Genomic DNA, 21645 nt, shown 5'->3' on the forward strand with positions numbered 1-21645 from the left:
CCTGTGCTCGGCTGTCACGTACAGTGCGGAAAGCAGCCGAGCACGGGCTCGGCGCTACAGACAGCGCCTTACCGTTTCGGCATCCGCACCAGGCGGGTACCGCTGGCGCGGTCGTGCCAGGTCAGGCGTTGGCGGTCGACCCACGCCCACCAGAATCCCAGACCGCCCAGCAGCAGGGACAGCGTGCCTACCGCAAAGCGCAGCCACAACTGCCCGCGCCGCAACGGCGTGCCATCGATTGATTGCACTTTCAGCCGCCACGGGCGCATGCCCAGGGTCTGTCCGCCGCGGCGCCAGCTGGCCGTGGCGTACCACCCCGTGACCGCCCAGCACACCGCCCACAGCAGCCACTGCCAGGCGCTGAACGGCGCGATGTTCTCGCGCTGTGCGTGGCCGCTGAAGGTGTAGGCGAGGGTGAACAGCGTGCCGGCCAGCATCCAGAGCGCCAGCACCGGCAGTGCGTCGTAGACCATCGCCAGCACGCGCCACAGCAGCAATGCGCGCGGATGGAGCATTTCGGTGGCGGCCGCAGGGGCTGTGTCGGTGGCAGGGCGGGACATGCGCCGAGCATACGCAAAGCTGGCCGTGCCCGCAGTGGCCCTCGTATCCTGCACGCATGGCCCTTGTCTCCACCCCCGCCGAACGCCGCCAGCTGGTCCAGCAACTACCCGAGCTTCGCGCCGACGACAGCGTGCGCATCCAGCGCTTCCTCGATGCGATCTGGGCCGAGAACGGCCTGGCCCGTGCCACCCTCGACAGCTACCGGCGTGACCTCGAAGGGTTGGCGCGCTGGATGGATGGACGCGACGGTGGCCTGGCCGGCATCGAGCGTCCCGGATTGTTCGAGTATCTGGCCTGGCGCACCCGGCATGGCTGGTCGCCGCGCAGCAATGCGCGCCTGCTGTCGGCGTTGCGGGCGTTCTTCGCCGATGGCGTGCGGCGCGGCGAACGCAGCGAGGACCCGAGTGCGCTGCTGGATCCGCCGAAGCTGCCACGATTGCTGCCCAAGGCGCTGGCCGAGAGCCAGATCGACGCGCTGTTGGCAGCACCGGATGTCGACAGCCCACTGGGCCTGCGCGATCGCGCCATGCTGGAACTGATGTATGCCGCCGGCCTGCGCGTGAGCGAGCTGGTGTTGCTGCCGGCCACGGCGGTCAACCTTCGCCAGGGCGTGCTGCGGGTCACCGGCAAGGGCAGCAAGGAACGGCTGGTGCCGCTGGGCGAGGAATCCCAGCACTGGCTGGAGCGTTACCTGCAGCAGTCGCGCCCGCAGCTGGTCGGCAAGGGCAAGGTGCATGCCCTGGCGGATGGGCAGACCCCGTTGTTCGTCGAACCGACGCTGCATGCGCTGACCCGGCAGGCGTTCTGGCATCTGGTCAAGCGCCACGCACAGGTGGCCGGCATCGACCCGGCGCGGATCAGCCCGCATGGCCTGCGGCACAGCTTCGCCACCCATCTGCTCAACCGCGGTGCCGACCTGCGCGCGCTGCAGATGCTGCTCGGCCACAGTTCATTGTCGACTACCCAGATCTATACCCTGGTCGCGCGCGAGCACCTGCAGAAGCTGCACGCCCGCCACCATCCGCGTGGCTGAGCGCCGGGCTGAATCGCTGCCCGGGGCGCTGCCGGCCGTCGCCGCCCGGTCGCGGTGGCTGTGTCAGAATCCGGGGTCTTCTTCTGTCGCGGACCGCTCCATGTTCCGATTTGCCATCGCCGCCGTGTTCGGTGCGCTCAGCCTGACCGCCTGCGCCCAGCCGGCTCCACCGGCCGCCAAGGCACCCGCCGCCGCTGCGGCCAAGGCCAGTCCGGCCGCGAATGCGCCCGCCGAGCAGGCGGTACGCGCCGCACTGACCGCGTTGAACCCCGGTTTCCAGGTGGACTACATTGGCGCCGCGCCTTTCCCCGGCTTCCGCGAGGTCGTCGTTTCAGGCCAGCTTCTGTATGTGTCCGATGACGGCCGCTATCTGTTCCAGTCTCAGCCCTACGACACCCGCGCCAAGGGCCCGGCCAACAGCGAAGGCCTGCTCGGCTATCGCCGCGGCCTGCTGGCCAAGGCCAACCACGGCGATCGCATCGTGTTCGCCGCGCCGAACGCCAAGTACACCATCAGCGTGTTCACCGACATCGAGTGCGGTTACTGCCGCAAGCTGCACCAGGACATCGCCGAGCTCAACCGCAACGGCATCACCGTCGAGTACCTGGCGTTCCCGCGCATGGGCCTGGGCAGCAAGGACTACACCGACATGATTTCGGTCTGGTGTGCAGCGGATCGTCGCCAGGCGCTGACCAACGCCAAGCGCGGCGGCAACGTTCCCGCCAAGAACTGCACCAATCCGGTGGCGATGCAGTACGCGCTGGGCCAGCAGCTGGGCGTGAATGGTACGCCGGCGATCTTCGCGCCGGACGGCACCCAGCTGGGGGGGTACCTGCCGCCGGCACAGCTGCGTGCGGCGTTGGAAAAGCTGTCGGCCAAGCGCTGATCGCCGTTGACCTTTTCCTGTAGCGCCGAGCCCATGCTCGGCTGCGCAACCATCAGCCGAGCATGGGCTCGGCGCCACAGATCAGAGGCCGGGGGCGCAAAATGCGCCCCCGGCTTTTGCCTTATTTCAGGCCATCACTGACTGCCTTGGTCAGCGTGCCCTGCGCATCGTCACCGCTGAACTCCCAGACGAACGCGCCGCCCAGGCCCTGGGTCTTCACGTAACCCATCTTGCGGGTGATGTTGGCCGGGGTGTCGAAGCTCCACAGCGTGCTGCCGTTGTAGATCCAGGTGGCACCGGCGGTGTTGTCGGTGTAGCCCGGCCACGCCAGGTTCTTCAGCACCTTCCAGTCCTCGATGCCGGCTTCATACGTGCCCGGGGCAGCACCGCTGGCGGTCTGGTACAGGCCGTTGTTGGCATTGGCCACGCCGGTCCAGCCACGCCCGTAGTAGCCGATGCCCAGGTTGAGCTTGGCGGCGGGCACGCCACGGCTGATGAAGGCCTCGATGGCGTCGTTGCTGTTGTACAGCTTCTGGTCGCCGGTGGACGGATCATTCGGCGAATCGAACAGCGCCGACTGGTGATTGGTCTTCGCATCCCACGCGCCGTGGAAGTCGTAGGTCATCACGTTGATGTAGTCCAGGTACGGGTGGTACGCCGCCGGATCTGTGACGCGGATCTTGTCGATGCCGGCACCCACCGCCACCGTCAGCAACAGGCCCGGACGCACCGCATCGAGCTGGCGGCGGAACTCGGCCATCAGCGCGGTGAAGTTGGCGTTGTCTTCCGGCTTGCCGCATTCGATGCCGCAGGCCACCGGGTATTCCCAGTCGATGTCGATGCCGTCGAACACGCCCAGCGCCGCACCGGCGCCGCCGGCACCGTCGGTCACCGGCAGGTTGCCCTTGATGTACGCGTCGATGCACGAAGCAACGAAGGCCTGCCGGTTTTCCGGGCGCGCCGCGCTGGAGAAGCCGCGCGACCAGGTCCAGCCACCCAGCGAGATCAGTACCTTCAGGTTCGGGTACTTGGCCTTGAGCTGCTTGAGCTGGTTCCAGTTGCCGCGCAGCGGCTGGTCCCAGGTATCGGCGCTGCCGCTGACACTCTCGGCGGCACTGAAGGCCTTGGTGTAGTCGGCGAAGGCATCGCCACCGGCACCGCTGTTCGGATCCGACGGCTGGGTGATGCCGACTTCGCAGCGGTTGTTGCGCACGTTGCCGAACGCGTAGTTGATGTGGGTCAGGCGCGCCGCCGAACCGCTGCTGTCGATGTTCTTGACCCGGTAGTTGCGGCCGTAGATGCCCCACTGAGTGAAGTAACCGATGACCCGCTTGCCGGTGGTGCCGCCGTCGCCGGCCAGCGTGGTGGCGCTGATCTCGGTGCCCTGCGCCGATGCGTTGCCGGCGTTGTCGCGCGCCCGCACGCGGTAACGGTAGGTGGTCGATGCGGTCAGCCCGCCATCGACATAGCTGGCACTGGACGGCGAACCGACCAGGCTGCCGTTGCGGTACACGTCATAGCCGGCCAGGCCACTGCCACCGGTGTTGTCGGTGGACGGGCTCCAGCTGAGCGCGATGCTGTTGGCGGTACGGGCACCGACCGCCAGCCCGCCCGGCACGCTCGGTGCGGTGGTGTCGCCGCTGGCGGCGTTGACGGTGATGGTGATCGTCGCCGTGCTGGCGGTGGCATTGTTGTTGTCAGTGGCCACCGCGCGCAGGGTATGGCTGCCGGCGCTGGCGTTGGTCCAGCTGGCTGCATACGGCGCACTGGTGGCCACGCCGAGCGTACTGCCGTCGCGGAAGAATTCGACCTTGGCGACGCTGCCGTCCGGATCGCTGGCGGTGGCGGTCACGTTGACCGTGCTGCCGGCGCTGAAGGTGGCGCCGTTGGCCGGCGAGGTCAGGCTGACCACCGGCGGCTGGTTGGTGCCGGTGCCATCGCAGGCACCGAGGTTGGTGTAGTAGGGCGCACCGGCCGGATGGTCCGGCGGCGCGTTCCAGATGTCCTGGTTCGCCCGATAGAGGACGCCTCCTTTCTGCAGGGTATCGCCGGCCCGGTAGATCTTGGCCTGGTCCCACTGGGCCACGCCGGCACAGCTGGCAGCCTGCGCCAGGCCGGGCAGGGCGGCGCTGCCGGCGGCCAGGGCAAGCAGCCAGGCCAGGTGGCGGGGACGACAGCTTCGGGTCGAACGTTCGGCACTGCGCACAATCGGGTCGTACATGGGTGAGTCTCCGATCAAAGGGCGCGCGGGCCCCGATGGCGCCGCGCGTGACGCAGGTCCGGGCATCGCCCGGGAAGGCGACGGAGGGGCCGGACGGAGGCACCTGGGAGGCCGGGGAGAGAGTCCGGCACCAGGTGGGGACAACGTTGTCATCAATTGCGTGGTCAATCCGTGAGCAAGCGCATGGTTCGGCGATTTGGGCGGAAAGCGGCGCTGGCGCGCAGTCGGCGGCCATCGGCGGAGCCCCCTCGTGGCTGGGGCTTGCTGCTAATAGCGGATTTCTGGGGGTTGGCCGGGCGGGTGGGCTCAGGCGGGGACGCCGTAAACCCGTCCATGGGGGCTTGGCCGCGGCATCCATGCCGCGGACACCCCGCCTGAGCCCACCCGCCCGGCCACGGACAGGTTCCTGCGCGGCCAGCCACGAAAGACGGAAGAAAAAAACAAAGGCAAAAGCCGGTCGCTGCGCTCTTCAATGCCTGACTTCTGATGTTCGCTGGTTGCCGGCCAGCGGCCGGCACTACCGCAGAGCATCCACCCATGGCGTGGATTTACCGCAGATCGCGGAAATCTGTCGAAGGCGGGGTGGTGGGGGCCAGCAGGACACGCCGTAAACCCGTCCATGGGGGCTCGATGGCGCCATCCATGGCGCCAACGGTCCTGCTGGCCCCCACCACCCCGCCATCCCACGGGAACCCAGCTTTTGCTTGGGCCGTTGCTGTTGCCGTTGCCCTGGCCTCGGCAGGTGCCGGGCGCCGCCCGGCCAAAGCCATCCCCCTGCTTCCGGTACAATGTCGGGCCCGTTTCCCAACTACGGTTCCCCGGACATGATGGTCCTCGAGGGCGCGCCCGCCCTGTCGCCGTTCCGCCGCGAACGTCTTGAATCCCGCCTGCAGTCCATCGCTCCCTCCCTGCGCATCAGCGGTGCCTGGCACGTCTACTTTGTGCAGTCCGAAGGCAGCGCCGCCCCCGACCTGACCACGCTGTGCCGCATCCTCGAAGCGGCGCCGCAGGCCGAAGCCGTGGCCGAAGGCGCAGTCAGCCGCATCGTGGTGCCGCGCCTGGGCACGCTGTCGCCCTGGTCGAGCAAGGCCACCGAACTGGTCCGCGGTGCCGGCCAGCCGGTCAGCCGGGTCGAGCGTGGCCTGCGTATCGACGTGCAGGGCTGGCCGGCTGATGCCGCCGTGCAGCAGGCGCTGGTCAAGGCGCTGCACGACCCGATGACGCAGTCGGTGCTGGAGACCGTGGAGCAGGGCCAGGCGCTGTTCTCGGCGCCGGCCCGTGGCGAGCTGGAACGCGTGCCGGTGGACCAGCTGGAGGCCGCCAACCAGCGCCTCGGCCTGGCCATGGCCCAGGACGAGATCGACTACCTGCGTGAACGCTTCACCGCGCTGGGCCGCTCGCCGTCGGACGTGGAACTGATGATGTTCGCGCAGGCCAATTCCGAGCACTGCCGCCACAAGATCTTCAACGCCAGCTGGACCATCGACGGCCAGGAGCAGGACCGCTCGCTGTTCCGGATGATCAAGAACACCCACCAGCAGACCCCGCAGCACACGCTCAGCGCGTACAGCGACAACGCTGCAGTGATCGAAGGCCATCCGGCGTCGCGCTACCGTCCCGATCCGGCCAGTGGCGAATACCGCCGCGAAGCGCAGGTGCCCAGTGCCTTCCAGATCAAGGTGGAAACCCACAACCACCCGACCGCGATCGCACCGTTCCCGGGCGCTTCGACCGGCGCGGGTGGCGAGATCCGCGACGAAGGCGCGACCGGCCGTGGCGGCAAGCCCAAGGCAGGCCTGACCGGCTTCTCGGTCTCGCACCTGCGCATTCCGGAATTGCCGCAGCCGTGGGAGGCGCCGCGCGCGCTGAACCCGCGCATGGCACCGGCGCTGGAAATCATGACCGACGGCCCGCTCGGCGGCGCCGCGTTCAACAACGAGTTCGGCCGCCCGAACCTGCTCGGCTACTTCCGCAGCTTCGAGCTGCCGGAAGGCGCCGACCTGGTGCGCGCCTACGACAAGCCGATCATGCTGGCCGGTGGCCTCGGTGCGATCGATCGCGTGCAGGTCGACAAGATCCCGCTGCAGGCCGGTGATGCGGTGATCGTGCTGGGTGGCCCGGCGATGCTGATCGGCCTGGGCGGCGGTGCGGCCAGTTCGGTGGCCTCCGGTGAAAGCGCCGAGGACCTGGACTTCGCCAGCGTGCAGCGCGACAACCCGGAAATGGAGCGCCGCTGCCAGGAGGTCATCGACCGCTGCGTGGCGATGGGCGCCAACAACCCGATCAAGTTCTTCCACGACGTCGGCGCCGGTGGCCTGTCCAACGCCATCCCCGAACTGCTGCACGACTCGAACGTCGGTGGTGTCATCGACCTGGGCAAGGTGCCCACCGATGATCCGTCGCTGTCACCGATGCAGCTGTGGTGCAACGAGTCGCAGGAACGCTACGTGCTGGGCGTGGCCCAGGAGCGCCTGGCCGAGTTCGCCGCGCTGTGCGCCCGCGAACGCTGCCCCTTCGCGGCCGTCGGCGTGGCCACCGCCGAGGAACACCTGGTGGTGGCTTACGGCGCCGTGCCGGGCCACACCCCGGCCGATGCACCGATCGACCTGCCGATGGACGTGCTGTTCGGCAAGCCGCCGAAGATGCATCGCGACACCGCGCATCCGCCGGCACCGCGCTGGCCGGCGCTGAAGACCGGTGGCCTGGACCTGCAGGAAGCCGGCCTGCGCGTGCTCGCGCACCCGACGGTCGCTTCGAAGAACTTCCTGGTCACCATTGGTGACCGCAGCGTCGGCGGCCTGACCGCGCGCGAACAGATGGTCGGCCCGTGGCAGCTGCCGGTGGCCGACGTGGCGATCACCCTGGCCGACTTCGATGGCGTGGCTGGCGAAGCGATGTCGATCGGCGAGCGCACCCCGCTGGCCCTGCTCGATGCCGCTGCTTCGGCACGCATGGCGGTGGGCGAAGCGCTGACCAACCTGTGCGCGGCCCCGGTCGATGCGCTGGATGAGATCAAACTGTCGGCGAACTGGATGGCTGCAGCCGGTCACCCCGGCGAAGACGCGCTGCTGTACGACGCGGTGAAGGCGGTGGGCATGGAACTCTGCCCGCAGCTGGACATCAGCATCCCGGTGGGCAAGGACTCGCTGTCGATGCAGGCGCAGTGGCACGACCAGGGCGAAGCGCACAAGAGCGTGTCGCCGGTGTCGCTGGTGATCTCGGCGTTCGCGCCGGTCGCCGACGTGCGCCAGCAGTTGACCCCGCTGCTCGACCGGGAGGTGGACAGCGAGCTGTGGCTGATCGGCCTCGGTGCCGGCAAGCAGCGCCTGGGGGGGTCGATCCTGGCCCAGGTGCATGCCGACCACGGCGACCTGCCGGCCTTCGCCGGCGCCGCCCCGGACCTGGATGATCCGCAGCGCCTGCGGGGTTTCTTCGAACTGATCCGCGATGCACGCCAGTCCGGCCTGCTGCTGGCCTACCACGACCGCAGCGACGGTGGTGCCTTCGCCGCGCTGTGCGAAATGGCGTTTACCTCGCGCCTGGGCCTGGACATCACCCTCGATGCCTGGGGCGATGATCCGTTCCGCAGCCTGTTCAACGAAGAACTGGGTGCGGTGGTTCAGATCGCACGCGAAGACCGCGCCGCGTTTGCCGACCTGGTCGAACGCCATGCATTGACCGAATGCGCGCAGCGCATCGCCAAGCCGACCACGGCACCGGTGGTGCGCGTGTCGCTGGGCGGCGAGAACCTGGCCGAGTGGCGCTGGGAGGCCTTGTTCGACGCCTGGTGGTCGGTCACCCACGCGATGCAGAAGCGCCGCGACAACCCGGCCAACGCCGATGCCGAGCGCGAGGTCGCGCGTGCCTTCAACGCACCGGGCCTGAAGCCGAAGCTCAGCTTCGACCTCAACGAAGACGTGGCCGCACCGTTCATCAGCACCGGAGCGCGTCCGCGCGTGGCGGTGCTGCGCGAGCAGGGCGTCAACGGCCAGATCGAAATGGCCAACGCCTTCGAACGCGCCGGCTTCCGCGCCTTCGACGTGCACATGAGCGACCTGATTGAAGGCCGCGTGGCCCTGCAGGATTTCACCGGCCTGGTGGCCTGTGGTGGCTTCAGCTATGGCGACGTGCTCGGTGCCGGCCGTGGCTGGGCCACCTCGATCCTGGAGCGCAGCGCACTGCGTGATGCCTTCGCCGCGTTCTTCGCGCGCGAAGACAGCTTCGCGCTGGGCGTATGCAACGGCTGCCAGATGATGAGCCAGCTTAAGAACATCATTCCGGGTGCCGAGCACTGGCCGCAGTTCCGCCGCAATGCCAGCGAGCAGTTCGAAGCCCGTACCGCGCTGCTGGAAGTGGTGGAATCGCCGTCGATCCTGCTGCGTGGCATGGCCGGCTCGCGCCTGCCGGTGGCGGTGGCGCATGGTGAGGGCCAGGCCGTGTTCGACAATGCCGTCGACCAGGCTGCTGCACGTGTCTCGCTGCGCTACATCGATGGCAATGGCAAGGTGGCCAGCCAGTACCCGCTGAACCCGAACGGTTCGCCGGACGGCATCACCGGCCTGACCAGCAGCGACGGCCGCGTCACCATCATGATGCCGCACCCGGAGCGTACCCCGCGCGCGCTCAACCTGAGCTGGGCACCGGCGGAATGGCAGGGTGATTCGCCGTGGATGCGCATGTTCCGCAACGCGCGGGTGTGGTGCGGCTGATCGCATCGTTCCGCGCAGGCCGCAATGCCACCGCGTATGGAAAACCCGCCGCTTCGTCGGCGGGTTTTTTCTTTGCACGCGTGAAACCCTTGTCGCGCCCGCTAGTTACATCGGTTTTCATGCGCCAGCGGTCCGTCACGTGTACCTAACAGAATACTTTTATAAACACGCGAAATGGTGAACTGCTTCACGGCAACAGCATTTGTCGTGTCAAAGTCTTGACGATCTGCAAAGTTGCCGTTAACACTTGAACCCCGTTTCAGAACCATTCATTCCGCAGTAACCGCTCGGCGTACGCGCTCGGTTTTCTGTCGCTGCGCGCCGTTCGGCAATACCCCGCAGTAAATCACGCGAAAAAACGCCCCCAGGGGACGTTGGGCCAGAAGGCCCGGCGGTGGCGTTGCTTTGCCCAAAACCAGTCCAATCAGGAGCCGTACCGATGAATCGGATTTATCGCAAGGTCTGGAACAAAGCATTGGGTCAGTTGGTGGTGGCCTCGGAACTGGCCTCCTCCGACAGCAGCGGTGGTGTTGTCGACCAGCGCCGCGATACGACACCAGCCACGCCCGCGCTGTTGGCGGTGGCACTGGGCCTGGTATTGGGATTGGGCATGAGCGGTTACGCCGCTGCGCAGTCGGTGCAGATCGGCGGCAGCGCAACCTGCGTGGCATTCAGCGGCAAGCTGCTGGAAAAATGCCTGGTGGAAGGCTCCGCCAGTGCCAAGGGCAGCAACGCGGTGGCGATCGGCAGCAACAGCAGCGCCACTGCCGCCAACAGCGTGGCGCTGGGCGCAGGCTCCAGGGCCAACCGCGCCAACACGGTGTCCGTTGGCGATGCCGGCAAGGAACGGCAGATCACCAACGTGGCTGCAGGCACCCAGGCCACCGATGCGGTGAACAAGTCACAGCTGGATGCGCAGGCACGCGCCACGCAGGCCGCGCTGGCGGACGTCGCCGCAGATGGAAACCGCTATTTCAAGGCCGATGGCGCAGGTGATGACAGCGACGCGGCGAAGATCGACGGGCAGGGCGCGGTTGCAGCGGGCGCCGGTGCGCAGTCGTTGGCCAATGCCACCACCGCCATCGGTACCCAGGCGATTGCTGCCGGCCTGGGCGCCAGCGCGTTCGGCCAGGGCGCATTGGCAATCGGTGACGCCAGCGTGGTGGTCGGGCAGAGTGCTGCCGCGTTCGGTCTTGGTGACACCGCCGTCGGCGCCAGTGCCTATGCCGCAAGCGAGAATGGCGCGGCCACCGCCTTGGGCGCGTTGTCCGAAGCCACTGCCGATGGCGCCACTGCCGTGGGTGGCGGTGCCGTGGCGATGGGCCCGGGCAGTACCGCACTGGGCCGCGGCGCCACCGCCGCCAATGAAGCATCGATCGCGGTGGGTGCGTTCAGCACCGCCGTGGGTGAGTACAGCGCCGCGCTGGGGTCAAACTCGGCGGCGGTTGCCACGGGCAGCGTGGCGCTCGGCGCCGGCTCGCTGGCCGACCGCGTCGATACTGTCTCTGTCGGCGCCGCCGAATATGGCCTGACCCGGCAGATCACCAGCGTCGCGGCGGGTACTGAAGATACCGACGCGGTCAATGTCGGCCAGTTGAAGGACGTGGCCGCCGTGGCCGATGCCACCGCCAAGCACTTCCAGGCCACGGGCAGCCGCAACAGCGATGCGGGCGCGCTGGCCGAAGGTGACGAGGCACTGGCGGCCGGCGAGACGGCCAACGCCATCGGCAATGGCACCACCGCCGTGGGTGCCGGTGCCACGGCCGTTGCGCAGAACGCCACCGCCATCGGCAACAACGCGCTGGCGTCAGGCCAGAACAGCGCCGCGTTCGGCAACAACGCACAGGCGAACGGCCCGGGCAGCGTCGCCGTCGGTGGTGCTGCAGTGGATGCCGATGGCAATCCGCTGATCACCAGTGGTGGCGTGCCGGTCGAAACCGGCGCCACCAGCGCAGGCGTCGGTGGCACTGCAGTCGGTGCCAGTGCCGAAGCCAGTGGATTTGCGGCGTCGTCCTACGGCGTTGGCGCGTATGCCGCCGGTGCGCAGTCGTCCGCATTCGGTGCGGTCGCCAATGCCATCGGTGACTACTCCACCGCACTGGGTACGCAGAGCACCGCCACCGGTACCAGCAGCGTCGCCATCGGTGGCCCGGCCGACCTGATTCCGGGCCTGGGCTTCTTCGTGCAGACCCAGGCCAGCGGCGAAGCGGCGACGGCCGTCGGCGCCGGTGCCATCGCCAGCGGTGATCGTGCGGTGGCCAACGGCAGCCTGACCGAAGCGTCCGGTGCGGAATCCACCGCCGTCGGCTACTTCGCTTACGCCCCGGGTGAGAATGCCAGCGCGCTCGGTGCGCAGACCTGGGCCAGCGGCGCGCAGAGTACCGCCGTCGGTTATTACGCCACCGCTCGCGGTGCCAACAGCGTTGCACTGGGCGCGAACTCCGAAGCTGTCCGCGCCAACAGCGTAGCGGTCGGCAGCGCAGGCAACGAACGGCAGATCACCAGCGTTGCCGCGGGCAATGAAGCCACCGATGCGGTCAATCTGGCCCAGTTGAAGGGCGTCGCTGCCGTGGCTGACGCCACCGCCAAGCACTTCCAGGCCACCGGCAGCAGCAACAGCGAGGCCGGTGCGCTGGCCGAAGGCGAAGATGCGCTGGCCGCCGGCGAGGCGGCCAATGCGATCGGCAATGGCACCAGTGCACTGGGAGCGGGCGCCGTTGCCATCGCGCAGAGCGCCACTGCCGTCGGCAGCAACGCGCTGGCTTCGGGGCAGGGCAGCGCGGCCTTCGGCGCGGCGGCCACCGCCAGTGGCAGCAACGCTACCGCCCTGGGAACGCAGAGCAGCGCCACCGGCGCCGGCAGCGTCGCCATTGGTGGCCCGGCCGACATCGTGCCGGGCATGGGCCTGTATGTGCAGACGCGGGCCAGCGGTGTGTCCTCCACCGCGGTAGGCGGCGGTGCGGTCGCCAGTGGTGACCGCTCGTTGGCCAACGGCAGCTTCACAGAAGCGGTGGGCGCGGAATCCACCGCGCTGGGTTACTTCGCTTATGCCGCAGGCGACAACGCCAGTGCACTGGGCGCGCAGACCTGGGCCATCGGCAAGGACAGCACGGCCATCGGTTACTACGCCACCGCTGGCGCCGAAAACAGTGTCGCGCTGGGCGCCTATTCGGGCTCCAATCGGGCCAATACGGTGGCCGTGGGCACCAATGGCAATGAACGCCAGATCGTCAGCGTGGCCGCGGGTACGCAGGCGACGGATGCAGTGAACAAGGCGCAGCTGGACGCTGTGGCAAGCACCGCCGACGGCACCGCGCGCTTCTTCCAGGCACAGCCCGAAGCGGGCAGTGATGCCGGTGCGTTCGCCGAGGGCGAAGGCGCGGTCGCGGCCGGTTCGTCGAGCAATGCGATTGGCGCCGGCGCGGTTGCACATGGCGCTGCCGCGTCGGCGATCGGTGATGACAGCGTGGCGGTGGGTCGCAACAGCAGCGCCACCGGCAACGGCGGTGTTGCCATCGGTGGCCTCGGGCAGGCCTACGATGAGTACAACCAGCCGATCATCGGCGCCGACGGCAAGGCGCAGCAGGTGGGCACCACGGCGGCCGCCGATGCCACGGCGGTCGGCAGCGGTGCACAGGCCACCGGGGCTGCCAGCGGCGCGTTCGGCAATGCCGCGAAGGCCAGTGGCGACAACAGCTTCGCGGCAGGCGGCAAGTCGCGCGCCACCGGCAGCTATGCGGTCGCGGTCGGTGACAGCGCCTTCGCCAGCAGCGATGACAGCACCGCTGTCGGTGGTTACAGCTGGGCGACGGCCAGTGGCGCAGCAGCGTTCGGTTCGGGTGCGTGGGCCACCGCCACCAATGCCTCGGCATTCGGCAACGCAGCCTGGGCCAGTGGCAGTGGCGCAACCTCCATCGGCTACAACAGCTGGGCCAATGGTGCCAGCTCCACCGCCGTCGGTCGCGGCGCATTCGGTTATGGCGACAACAGCGTGGCACTGGGCTTCCAGGCGTTGGGCAACAGCCTCAACAGCATTGCCATCGGCACCAACACGGTGGCCGGCGGTGAAAGTGCGATTGCGTTGGGCGCCGGCAGCAACGCCAGCGCCAGCAATGCTGTCGCGCTCGGTGCCGGTTCGGTTGCCAGCCGTGCACGCACGGTGTCGGTGGGCAGCAGTGGCAACGAGCGGCAGATCACCAACGTCGCTGCCGGTACCCAAGCCACGGACGCGGTGAACAAGGCACAGCTGGATGCGGTCGCGAGTACCGCCACCACCACCAGCCGCTTCTTCCAGGCCAGTGGCAGCGGCGACGACGTAGCCGGTGCGCTGGTGGAGGGTGACAACGCGCTGGCCGCCGGTGATGCGGCCAACGCCATCGGCAACGGCGCCACCGCGCTCGGCAGTGGTGCCAACGCGCTGGCCAACAACGCGCAGGCGATCGGTTTCAACGCGCTGGCCAGCGCCGCCAACGCCAGCGCCGTCGGTGCCAACGCCCAGGCGACCGGTGAGTACGCCACCGCGCAGGGTGCGGAAAGCGAAGCCAGCGGCGAGCAGAGCGCGGCGTTCGGTGCCGCCAGCATCGCCAGTGGTGCCGGCAGTACCGCCAACGGTGTGTTGTCCGAAGCCTCCGGCGAGGAAGCCGTGGCGGTGGGCTACTTCAGCAATGCCAGCGGCAGCGGCGCCACCGCGGTCGGCAGCGAGAGCGTCGCCAGCGGCACCGCGTCGGCAGCGTTCGGCATCGGCGCAGAAGCGACCGGTGGCTACAGCACCGCCATCGGTGGCTATGCGCAGGCCTCGGCGTTCAATGCCACCGCCTTCGGCAACTTCGCCAATGCCTCCGGTTCCAACAGCGTGGCGCTGGGCGGCGACTCCGAGGCGTCGGGTGCCTACAGCACCGCCACCGGGCAGGGCAGCCTGGCCACCGGCACCAACAGCGTCGCCGTCGGCGGTTCGCTGTTCGGCGTGCTGGCCACCGAAGCATCGGGCAATTACTCCACCGCCGTCGGTGGTGGCGCCTGGTCCGGTGGCATCAACAGCACCGCACTGGGCAACGCCGCCGAATCGCGCGCGGCCAACAGCGTGGCGCTGGGCGCCGATTCGATCGCGGACCGCGACAACACCGTGTCGGTGGGCGGTGGTGGCAATACCCGCCAGATCACCAATGTGGCCGCTGGCACGCAGGGCACTGATGCGGTCAACAAGAACCAGCTCGACGCCGTAGCGGCTGCAGCGGAAAAGACCAGCAGGCAGTTCCAGGCCAGTGGCAACGCCGATGGTGAAACCGGCGCCCTGGTCGAGGGCGATAACGCGCTGGCGGCCGGTGATGCGGCCAACGCCATCGGCAACGGTGCCACCGCACTCGGCAGCGGCGCCAATGCACTGGCGGCCAACGCCACGGCGGTCGGCATCGATGCGCTGGCCACCGGCAACAACGCCGCAGCACTCGGCAGTACCGCACAGGCCACCGGCGAAGACAGCCTTGCGCTCGGTACCGGCGCCAGCGCCAGCGAGCTGGGTGCCAGCGCCGCGGGTGCGCGTGCACAGGCCAGTGGTGCGTACAGCACCGCGACCGGCACCGAATCCAACGCCAGCGGCACGCAGGCACTGGCCAGTGGCTTCCGCAGTGCCGCCTCCGCCGATGGCACCACCGCGGTCGGTGGCTATGCTGAAGCCAGCGGTCGCCTCGGGACCGCGTTGGGCTATGGCTCGGCGGCCAGCGGTGCCAACACCACGGCAGTGGGCTTCGGCGCCGCCGCGGCCGGTAGCGGTGCCGTTGCGGTCGGCCAGTCCAGCGAAGCCAGTGGCGCTGAGAGCGTGGCCATCGGTGGCAGCACCTTCTTCGGCCTGATCCCGTCGCGTGCCAGCGGCACCGGTGCAGCGGCATTCGGTGCGGGTGCGTGGGCGACCGAAGATTACGCCACCGCGATCGGCTGGAATTCGTGGGCGGATGCGGCAGATGCCACGGCACTGGGCGCCAGTGCCACCGCCAGTGGGTTGAACAGCGTGGCGCTGGGCGCCGGCTCCAAGGCCGAGCGCGACAATACCGTGGCCGTGGGCACCGCGGGCGGCGAACGCCAGGTGACCCATGTCGCAGCCGGCACCGAGGCCACCGACGCGGTGAACAAGGGCCAGCTGGACGCGGTTGCCAGCGTTGCCGACAGGACTGCCCGGCAGTTCCAGGCCAGCGGCAACGCCGATGGCGAAGCCGGTGCCCTGGTCGACGGCGACAACGCACTGGCCGCCGGCAACGCGGCCAACGCCGTCGGCAACGGCGCCACCGCGCTGGGCAGCGGAGCCAACGCCATGGCCGTCAACGCCACCGCCATCGGCGTCGATGCCCTGGCCACCGGCAACAACGCCGCGGCTCTGGGCAACAACGCACAGGCCAGTGGTGTCGACAGCGTGGCGGTGGGCAGCGGCGCCAGCGCCAGCGAACTCGGTGCCAGCGCCAGCGGCACCGGTGCCCAGGCCAAGGGTGCCTACAGCACCGCCAGTGGTGCGCAGGCCACGGCCAGCGGCACGCAGTCGCAGGCCAGCGGCTTCCGCGCCAACGCCTCGGCTGACGGTGCCTCCGCGCTGGGCAGCTATGCCGAAGCCAGTGGCCGGCTTGGTACGGCGGTCGGCTACGGCAGCAAGGCCACCGGCGCGAATGCCACCGCAGTGGGTGTCAGCGCCAATGCGTCGGCAGCCGGCAGCATCGCACTGGGTGCCGGCTCGGTGGCTGATCGTGCCAATACCGTGTCAGTGGGCAGCAGCACCAGTGATCGTCAGATCACCCGTGTCGCCGCCGGTACCGAGCGCACCGATGCAGTCAATCGTGGCCAGCTCGATGCGGTCGCGGCGACCGCCGATGGCACCGCACGCTACGTCAAGGCCACTGGTGCGGGTACCGCCAGTGCCAGCGGCAGCGATGCCGCTGCGGTCGGTTCGGCCGCCAGTGCCAGTGGTGCACGCAGCAATGCGCTGGGTGCCAACGCGATGGCCATTGGCAATGGTGCGCTTGCACTGGGCAACAGCGCCGGCGCGTCCGGTGCGAACTCGGTGGCGCTGGGGGCGGGCTCGCGTGCGCTCGATGCCAACGTGGTGTCGGTCGGCGGTGGCAATGGCACCGATGGCCCGGCCACGCGGCGGATCGTCAATGTGGCCGACGGCCGCATCGCTGCCGGCAGCAGCGATGCGGTCACCGGTTCGCAGCTCAACGTCACCAACCAGCGCGTGGGCGCAGTGGAAACCCGCGTGGGCGATTTCGATTCGCGCATCGCGACGGTCGAGACCACGGCGGCCAGTGCAGTCGGCTATGACGACGCCAGCCGTGACCGCCTGACCCTGTCCGGCTTCCAGGGCACCACCATCGACAACGTCGGTGCCGGCAGCATCGCCGCCGGCAGCCGCCAGGCGATCAATGGCGGGCAGTTGTTCCAGTCGCTCAGTGATGCCGCCAGCTTCCTCGGCGGTGGCGCCAGCGTCGGCATGCAGGGTGTGTTCGTGGCGCCGAACTACGTGATCCAGGGCGCGACGTACAGCAACGTCGGCGATGCGCTCGGTGCGCTGGACCGCAAGGTCAGCGAGATCGATCGCCGCACCGCCGGAGGCACGCGTTCGGGAACGGCAAGCCTGCGTTCGATGAGTGCCTCGCTGGATGAAAGCGCACTGGCCAGCGTCGCCGACGCACCGGCCACCGCCGACGCGGCACCGGCCAGCACCGCACGCGTGCAGGGCACGCCGACGGCCGCCGCCGCCGGTGCCGGGATTCCGGTTGGCACCCCGGCCACGGGCTTCAATGCCGTCGCCATGGGTGAGGGCGCAGTGGCCAGTGGCGCCTCGTCCACCGCCATCGGCCAGGGTGCCAGTGCCACGGCTGCCAACGCGGTGGCTTTGGGCCAGGGCTCGGTTGCCGATCGTGCCAACACCGTGTCGGTCGGTAGCGAAGGCAACGAACGCCAGGTCACCAACGTCGCCGCCGGCACCACCGCCACCGACGCCGTCAACAAGGGCCAGCTGGACCGTGGCATGGCCACTGCCAACAGCTACACCGACAGCCGCGTGCAGGCCGTCGCCGACAGCTTCGATGTGTTCAAGGGCGAGATCGACGGGCGCCTGCGCCACATGGATCGCCGCATCGACCGCCAGGGCGCCATGAGCGCGGCGATGCTCAACATGGCCACCAGTGCCGCCGGTATCCGCACCCAGAACCGGGTCGGCGTCGGCATCGGTTTCCAGGGCGGCGAGTCGGCGTTGTCGCTGGGCTACCAGCGTGCGATCAGCGATCGCGCCACGGTCACCTTCGGCGGTGCCTTCAGCAGCGACGACAGCTCGGTTGGCGTCGGTGCTGGTTTCGGCTGGTAAGCCAAACCACTGCGCCGGCGGCCACCCACGCCGGCGCATCACCTGCAACGAGGGCCTGGGGGGAGGTCACGGCAATCCCGGCTGGGCCGGCCGGGAGTCGTCAAGGAATGATGGCCGCAGTGTTGGTTCGATCCATGACCCAGAAGAGGAATTTCGACGTGATCAAGAAGCAGAACCTTCGCATCAATGTGCTTGCCGCCGCCGTGCTGTCGATGACCGCGGTGGGTGCCGTCCACGCCGCCGGGTTGCCGACCCGTGAACCGGTGCGCCAGGCCAGCACCGCCGAGCCGGGCGCCGAGCGCATCATCGTCAAGTATCGTGCCGGCACCGCTGCGGCGGGCGACCGTTCGGCCAAGCTGTCCACCGTGCAGTCCGCGCTGACCCGCGCCAGCCTGTCCGGTGGCACCGCCCGCGCCAGCACGCTGGGCCCGCAGGTCGTGCGCAGGCTCGGCGTCGGTGCCGACCTGATCCGCCTGCAGGGGCGCCTGGCGCCTGCGGAACTGCAGCGCGTGCTGAAGGAACTGAAGGCCGACCCCGCCGTGCAGTACGCCGAAGCCGACGTGAAGCTGCGCCGCACCGAGCTGCGCGCCGGTGACGTGCAGCCGGCGCTGGCGCCGAACGATCCGTACTACCAGCAGTACCAGTGGCACCTGCACAACGCCACCGGTGGCATCAACGCACCGTCGGCGTGGGATGTATCGCAGGGCGAGGGCGTGGTGGTGGCCGTGCTCGACACCGGCATCCTGCCGCAGCACCCGGACCTGGTCGGCAACCTGCTGGAAGGCTACGACTTCATCAGCGACGCCGAGACGTCGCGCCGTGCCACCAACGATCGCGTGCCGGGCGCGCAGGACTATGGCGACTGGGTCGAGAACGACAATGAGTGCTACACCGGCTCCGTCGCGGAGGACAGCTCCTGGCACGGTACCCATGTGGCCGGCACCGTGGCCGAGCAGACCAACAACGGCGTCGGCATGGCCGGTGTCGCGCACAAGGCCAAGGTGCTGCCGGTCCGCGTGCTCGGCAAGTGCGGTGGCTACCTTTCCGATATCGCCGACGCCATCACCTGGGCCTCCGGCGGCACCGTGGCGGGCGTGCCCGCCAATGCCAACCCGGCCGAGATCATCAACATGAGCCTGGGTGGAAGCGGCAGCTGTGACGGAACCTACCAGGATGCGATCAATGGCGCGATCTCGCGTGGCACCACCGTGGTCGTGGCGGCCGGCAACGAGACCGACAACGCATCCAAGTACCGTCCGGCCAGTTGCGACGGCGTGGTGACCGTCGGCGCCACCCGCATCACCGGCGGCATCACCTACTACTCCAACTACGGCACCCGCGTGGACCTGTCCGGTCCGGGTGGTGGCGGCAGCGTCGATGGCAATCCGGGCGGCTACGTCTGGCAGTCCGGTTCCGATGCGGCCACCACGCCGGAGTCAGGCAGCTACAGCTACATGGGCATGGGTGGCACGTCGATGGCCTCGCCGCACGTGGCTGCCGTCGCTGCACTGGTGCAGAGCGCGCTGATCGCCAAGGGCAAGGATCCGCTGGCCCCCGCCGCGATGCGCGCGCTGCTGAAGGAAACCGCGCGCCCGTTCCCGGTCAGCATCCCGACCGCCACCCCGATCGGCACCGGCATCGTCGATGCCAAGGCGGCGCTGGCCAAGGCACTGGAAGAGCCGTGCACCGAGAACTGCGGGCCGGTGGCGACGCCGCTGACCAACAAGGCCGCCGTGGGGGGCCTGAACGGTACGGCCGGCAGCAGCCGCCTGTACAGCTTCGAGGCAGCCGCTGGCAAGCAGCTCAGCGTGATCACCTACGGTGGCACCGGCAACGTGTCGGTCTACATCGCCCAGGGACGCGAGCCGAGCGCCAGCGACAACGATGGCAAGTCGACCCGTCCCGGCACGTCCGAAACGGTACGGGTGAACAAGCCGGTGGCAGGCACCTACTACATCAAGGTGGTGGGCGAAGCGGCCTACAACGGCGTGAGCATCCTCGCCACGCAGTAAGCCTGACGTGTCGTAGTTGAACGACCGAGGCCCGTCATCCTGTGTGACGGGCTTCGTCTTTTTACGAAAGCTGGCCGCAGGGCGGCGGAAATCATGGCTTAACTGCTAAAGTCGGTCCGATTGACAGGAGAGTCACGTGAACGCGCTCGCTGCAACCGTTACCGACGATGCCGAAGGCCGCATCCTGGATGCGCTGCTGGCACGCGGCCGGCTCAAGGAAGGAGACCTGGCGCGCGCGCGGCCGCTGCACGCCGAGGCCGGCGGCAGCCTGCTGGGCCTGCTGGTGCGCCTGGGCCTGGTGTCTGAACGCGACCAGGCACAGGCCAGCGCCGAGGTGCTGGGCCTGCGGCTGCTGGAGGGCAAGCAGGTGCCGGAGGCCCCGCCGCAGGCGCTGGCCGAGGGACTGCCGCTGTCGCTGCGTTTCCTGAAGCAGTTCCATGTGTGCCCGCTGGAGCTGAATGAACACGGGGTGCGTCTGTGGCTGGCCGATGCCCACGATGCCTATCCGCAGCAGGCCGTGCAGTTGGCGCTGGGGGTTCCGGTGACACCAGTGCTGGGCATGCGTGCGGAGATCGATGACCTGGTCGAGCGCTGGTTCGGCCAGGGCCGCAGCGCGATGGGCGCGATCGTGGAAACCGCCGATGGCGAAGGCGGCGCGGTCGACGATATCGAGCACCTGCGCGACCTCGCTTCGGAAGCGCCGGTGATCCGTCTGGTCAACCTGGTGATCCAGCGTGCGGTGGAACTGCGCGCTTCGGATATCCATGTCGAACCGTTCGAGAGCCGGTTGAAGGTCCGCTACCGGGTCGATGGCGTGCTGGTGGAGGGCGAAAGCCCGCCGGCCAACCTCACCGCCGCGGTGATCAGCCGCATCAAGATCATGGCCCGGCTCAACATCGCCGAGCGCCGCCTGCCGCAGGACGGCCGCATCATGCTGCGCGTGCAGGGCAAGGAGCTGGACCTTCGCGTGAGTACCGTGCCCACCGCGCATGGCGAAAGCGTGGTGATGCGCTTGCTGGACCGTGAAACGGTGGTCTTCGATTTCCACCGGCTCGGCTTCACCGACGCCTTCCTGCCGCAGTTCCGCAAGGTACTGGAACAGCCGCACGGCATCCTGCTGGTGACCGGCCCGACCGGCTCGGGCAAGACCACCACGCTGTACACCGCGCTGAGCCAGCTCAACACCGCCGACGTCAAGATCATCACGGTGGAAGATCCGGTCGAATACCAGATCGAGGGCATCAACCAGATCCAGGCCAAGCCGCAGATCGGCCTGGATTTCGCCAACGCGCTGCGCAGCATCGTCCGCCAGGATCCGGACATCATCATGATCGGTGAAATGCGCGACCTGGAAACCGCGCGCATCGCCATCCAGTCGGCATTGACCGGCCACCTGGTGCTGTCCACCCTGCACACCAACAATGCGGCCGGTGGCATCACCCGCCTGCTCGACATGGGCGTGGAGGATTACCTGCTCACCTCGACCATCAACGGCATCCTCGCCCAGCGCCTGGTGCGCCGGCTGGAGCCGACCCATGCCGAACGCTACGCAGCCTCGCCAGAGGAGATCGAACGCTTCGAGCTGCGCCGCCTGCAGCCGGAGGGACCGATCCACCTTTACCGCCCGAAGCCCTCGGCGCTGGCGCCGACCGGCTACCTGGGGCGTACCACCATCATGGAATTCCTGGTGATGAACGATGCGCTGCGGCGTGCGGTGATGCGTCGCGATGGCATGGGCGAGATCGAGCGCATCGCCCGCGAAGCCGGCATGCGCACCATGTACGAGGATGGCCTGTCCAAGGCGCTGAGCGGACAGACCACCATCGAGGAAGTGCTGCGCGTGACCGAGGAAAGCTGATGCGTGCAGGACGCCGGG

Annotated in this window: 8 protein-coding genes; 6 read left to right on the forward strand and 2 right to left on the reverse strand. The window is 68.7% G+C overall.

What is annotated here, in order from left to right; genetic code table 11:
* Window positions 1–68: 68 nt before the first annotated feature.
* A complete protein-coding gene (locus ROV93_RS10970) occupies window positions 69–560 on the reverse strand; it encodes an RDD family protein (RefSeq protein WP_072168876.1) in 492 nt (163 codons plus the stop codon).
* 56 nt (window positions 561–616) lie between these two features.
* On the opposite strand from ROV93_RS10970, the gene xerD reads away from it, so the two are divergent.
* Together xerD and ROV93_RS10980 are read left to right on the forward strand one after the other, a co-directional pair.
* Window positions 617–1594: a site-specific tyrosine recombinase XerD gene (xerD, locus tag ROV93_RS10975; protein ID WP_072168877.1), complete on the forward strand. Its 978-nt coding sequence runs from the start codon at window positions 617–619 to the stop codon at window positions 1592–1594.
* Between the two features lie 100 nt (window positions 1595–1694).
* Window positions 1695–2480 carry a DsbC family protein gene (locus ROV93_RS10980; protein ID WP_072168878.1) on the forward strand — a complete coding sequence of 262 codons (786 nt, stop codon included), beginning with the start codon at window positions 1695–1697 and terminating at the stop codon, window positions 2478–2480.
* Window positions 2481–2601: 121 nt separating this feature from the next.
* Here ROV93_RS10980 and ROV93_RS10985 read toward each other — a convergent pair whose 3' ends face one another.
* Complete coding sequence (locus ROV93_RS10985; protein ID WP_072168879.1) at window positions 2602–4701, reverse strand: glycosyl hydrolase family 18 protein; 2100 nt, start codon at window positions 4699–4701, stop codon at window positions 2602–2604.
* A gap of 824 nt (window positions 4702–5525) precedes the next feature.
* Between ROV93_RS10985 and purL the strand changes: the two genes are divergently transcribed.
* The 4 genes from purL (at window position 5526) to gspE (ending at window position 21627) form a co-directional block, all read left to right on the forward strand.
* A complete protein-coding gene (gene purL / locus ROV93_RS10990) occupies window positions 5526–9410 on the forward strand; it encodes a phosphoribosylformylglycinamidine synthase (RefSeq protein WP_141653599.1) in 3885 nt (1294 codons plus the stop codon).
* A gap of 439 nt (window positions 9411–9849) precedes the next feature.
* On the forward strand, window positions 9850–17757 hold the full coding sequence (locus ROV93_RS10995) for an ESPR-type extended signal peptide-containing protein (protein ID WP_312539756.1): 7908 nt from the start codon (window positions 9850–9852) through the stop codon (window positions 17755–17757).
* Window positions 17758–17915: 158 nt separating this feature from the next.
* Entirely contained in the window at window positions 17916–19769 is a 1854-nt protein-coding gene (locus ROV93_RS11000) for a S8 family peptidase (protein ID WP_072168891.1), read from the forward strand.
* Between the two features lie 136 nt (window positions 19770–19905).
* Window positions 19906–21627 (forward strand): type II secretion system ATPase GspE, encoded by a 1722-nt coding sequence (gene gspE, locus ROV93_RS11005; RefSeq protein ID WP_072168882.1) that lies wholly within the window; start codon window positions 19906–19908, stop codon window positions 21625–21627.
* The last annotated feature ends 18 nt before the right edge of the window (window positions 21628–21645 follow it).

This window comes from Stenotrophomonas maltophilia group sp. msm4 (assembly GCF_032025605.1).
Taxonomy (GTDB): Bacteria; Pseudomonadota; Gammaproteobacteria; order Xanthomonadales; family Xanthomonadaceae; genus Stenotrophomonas; species Stenotrophomonas sepilia.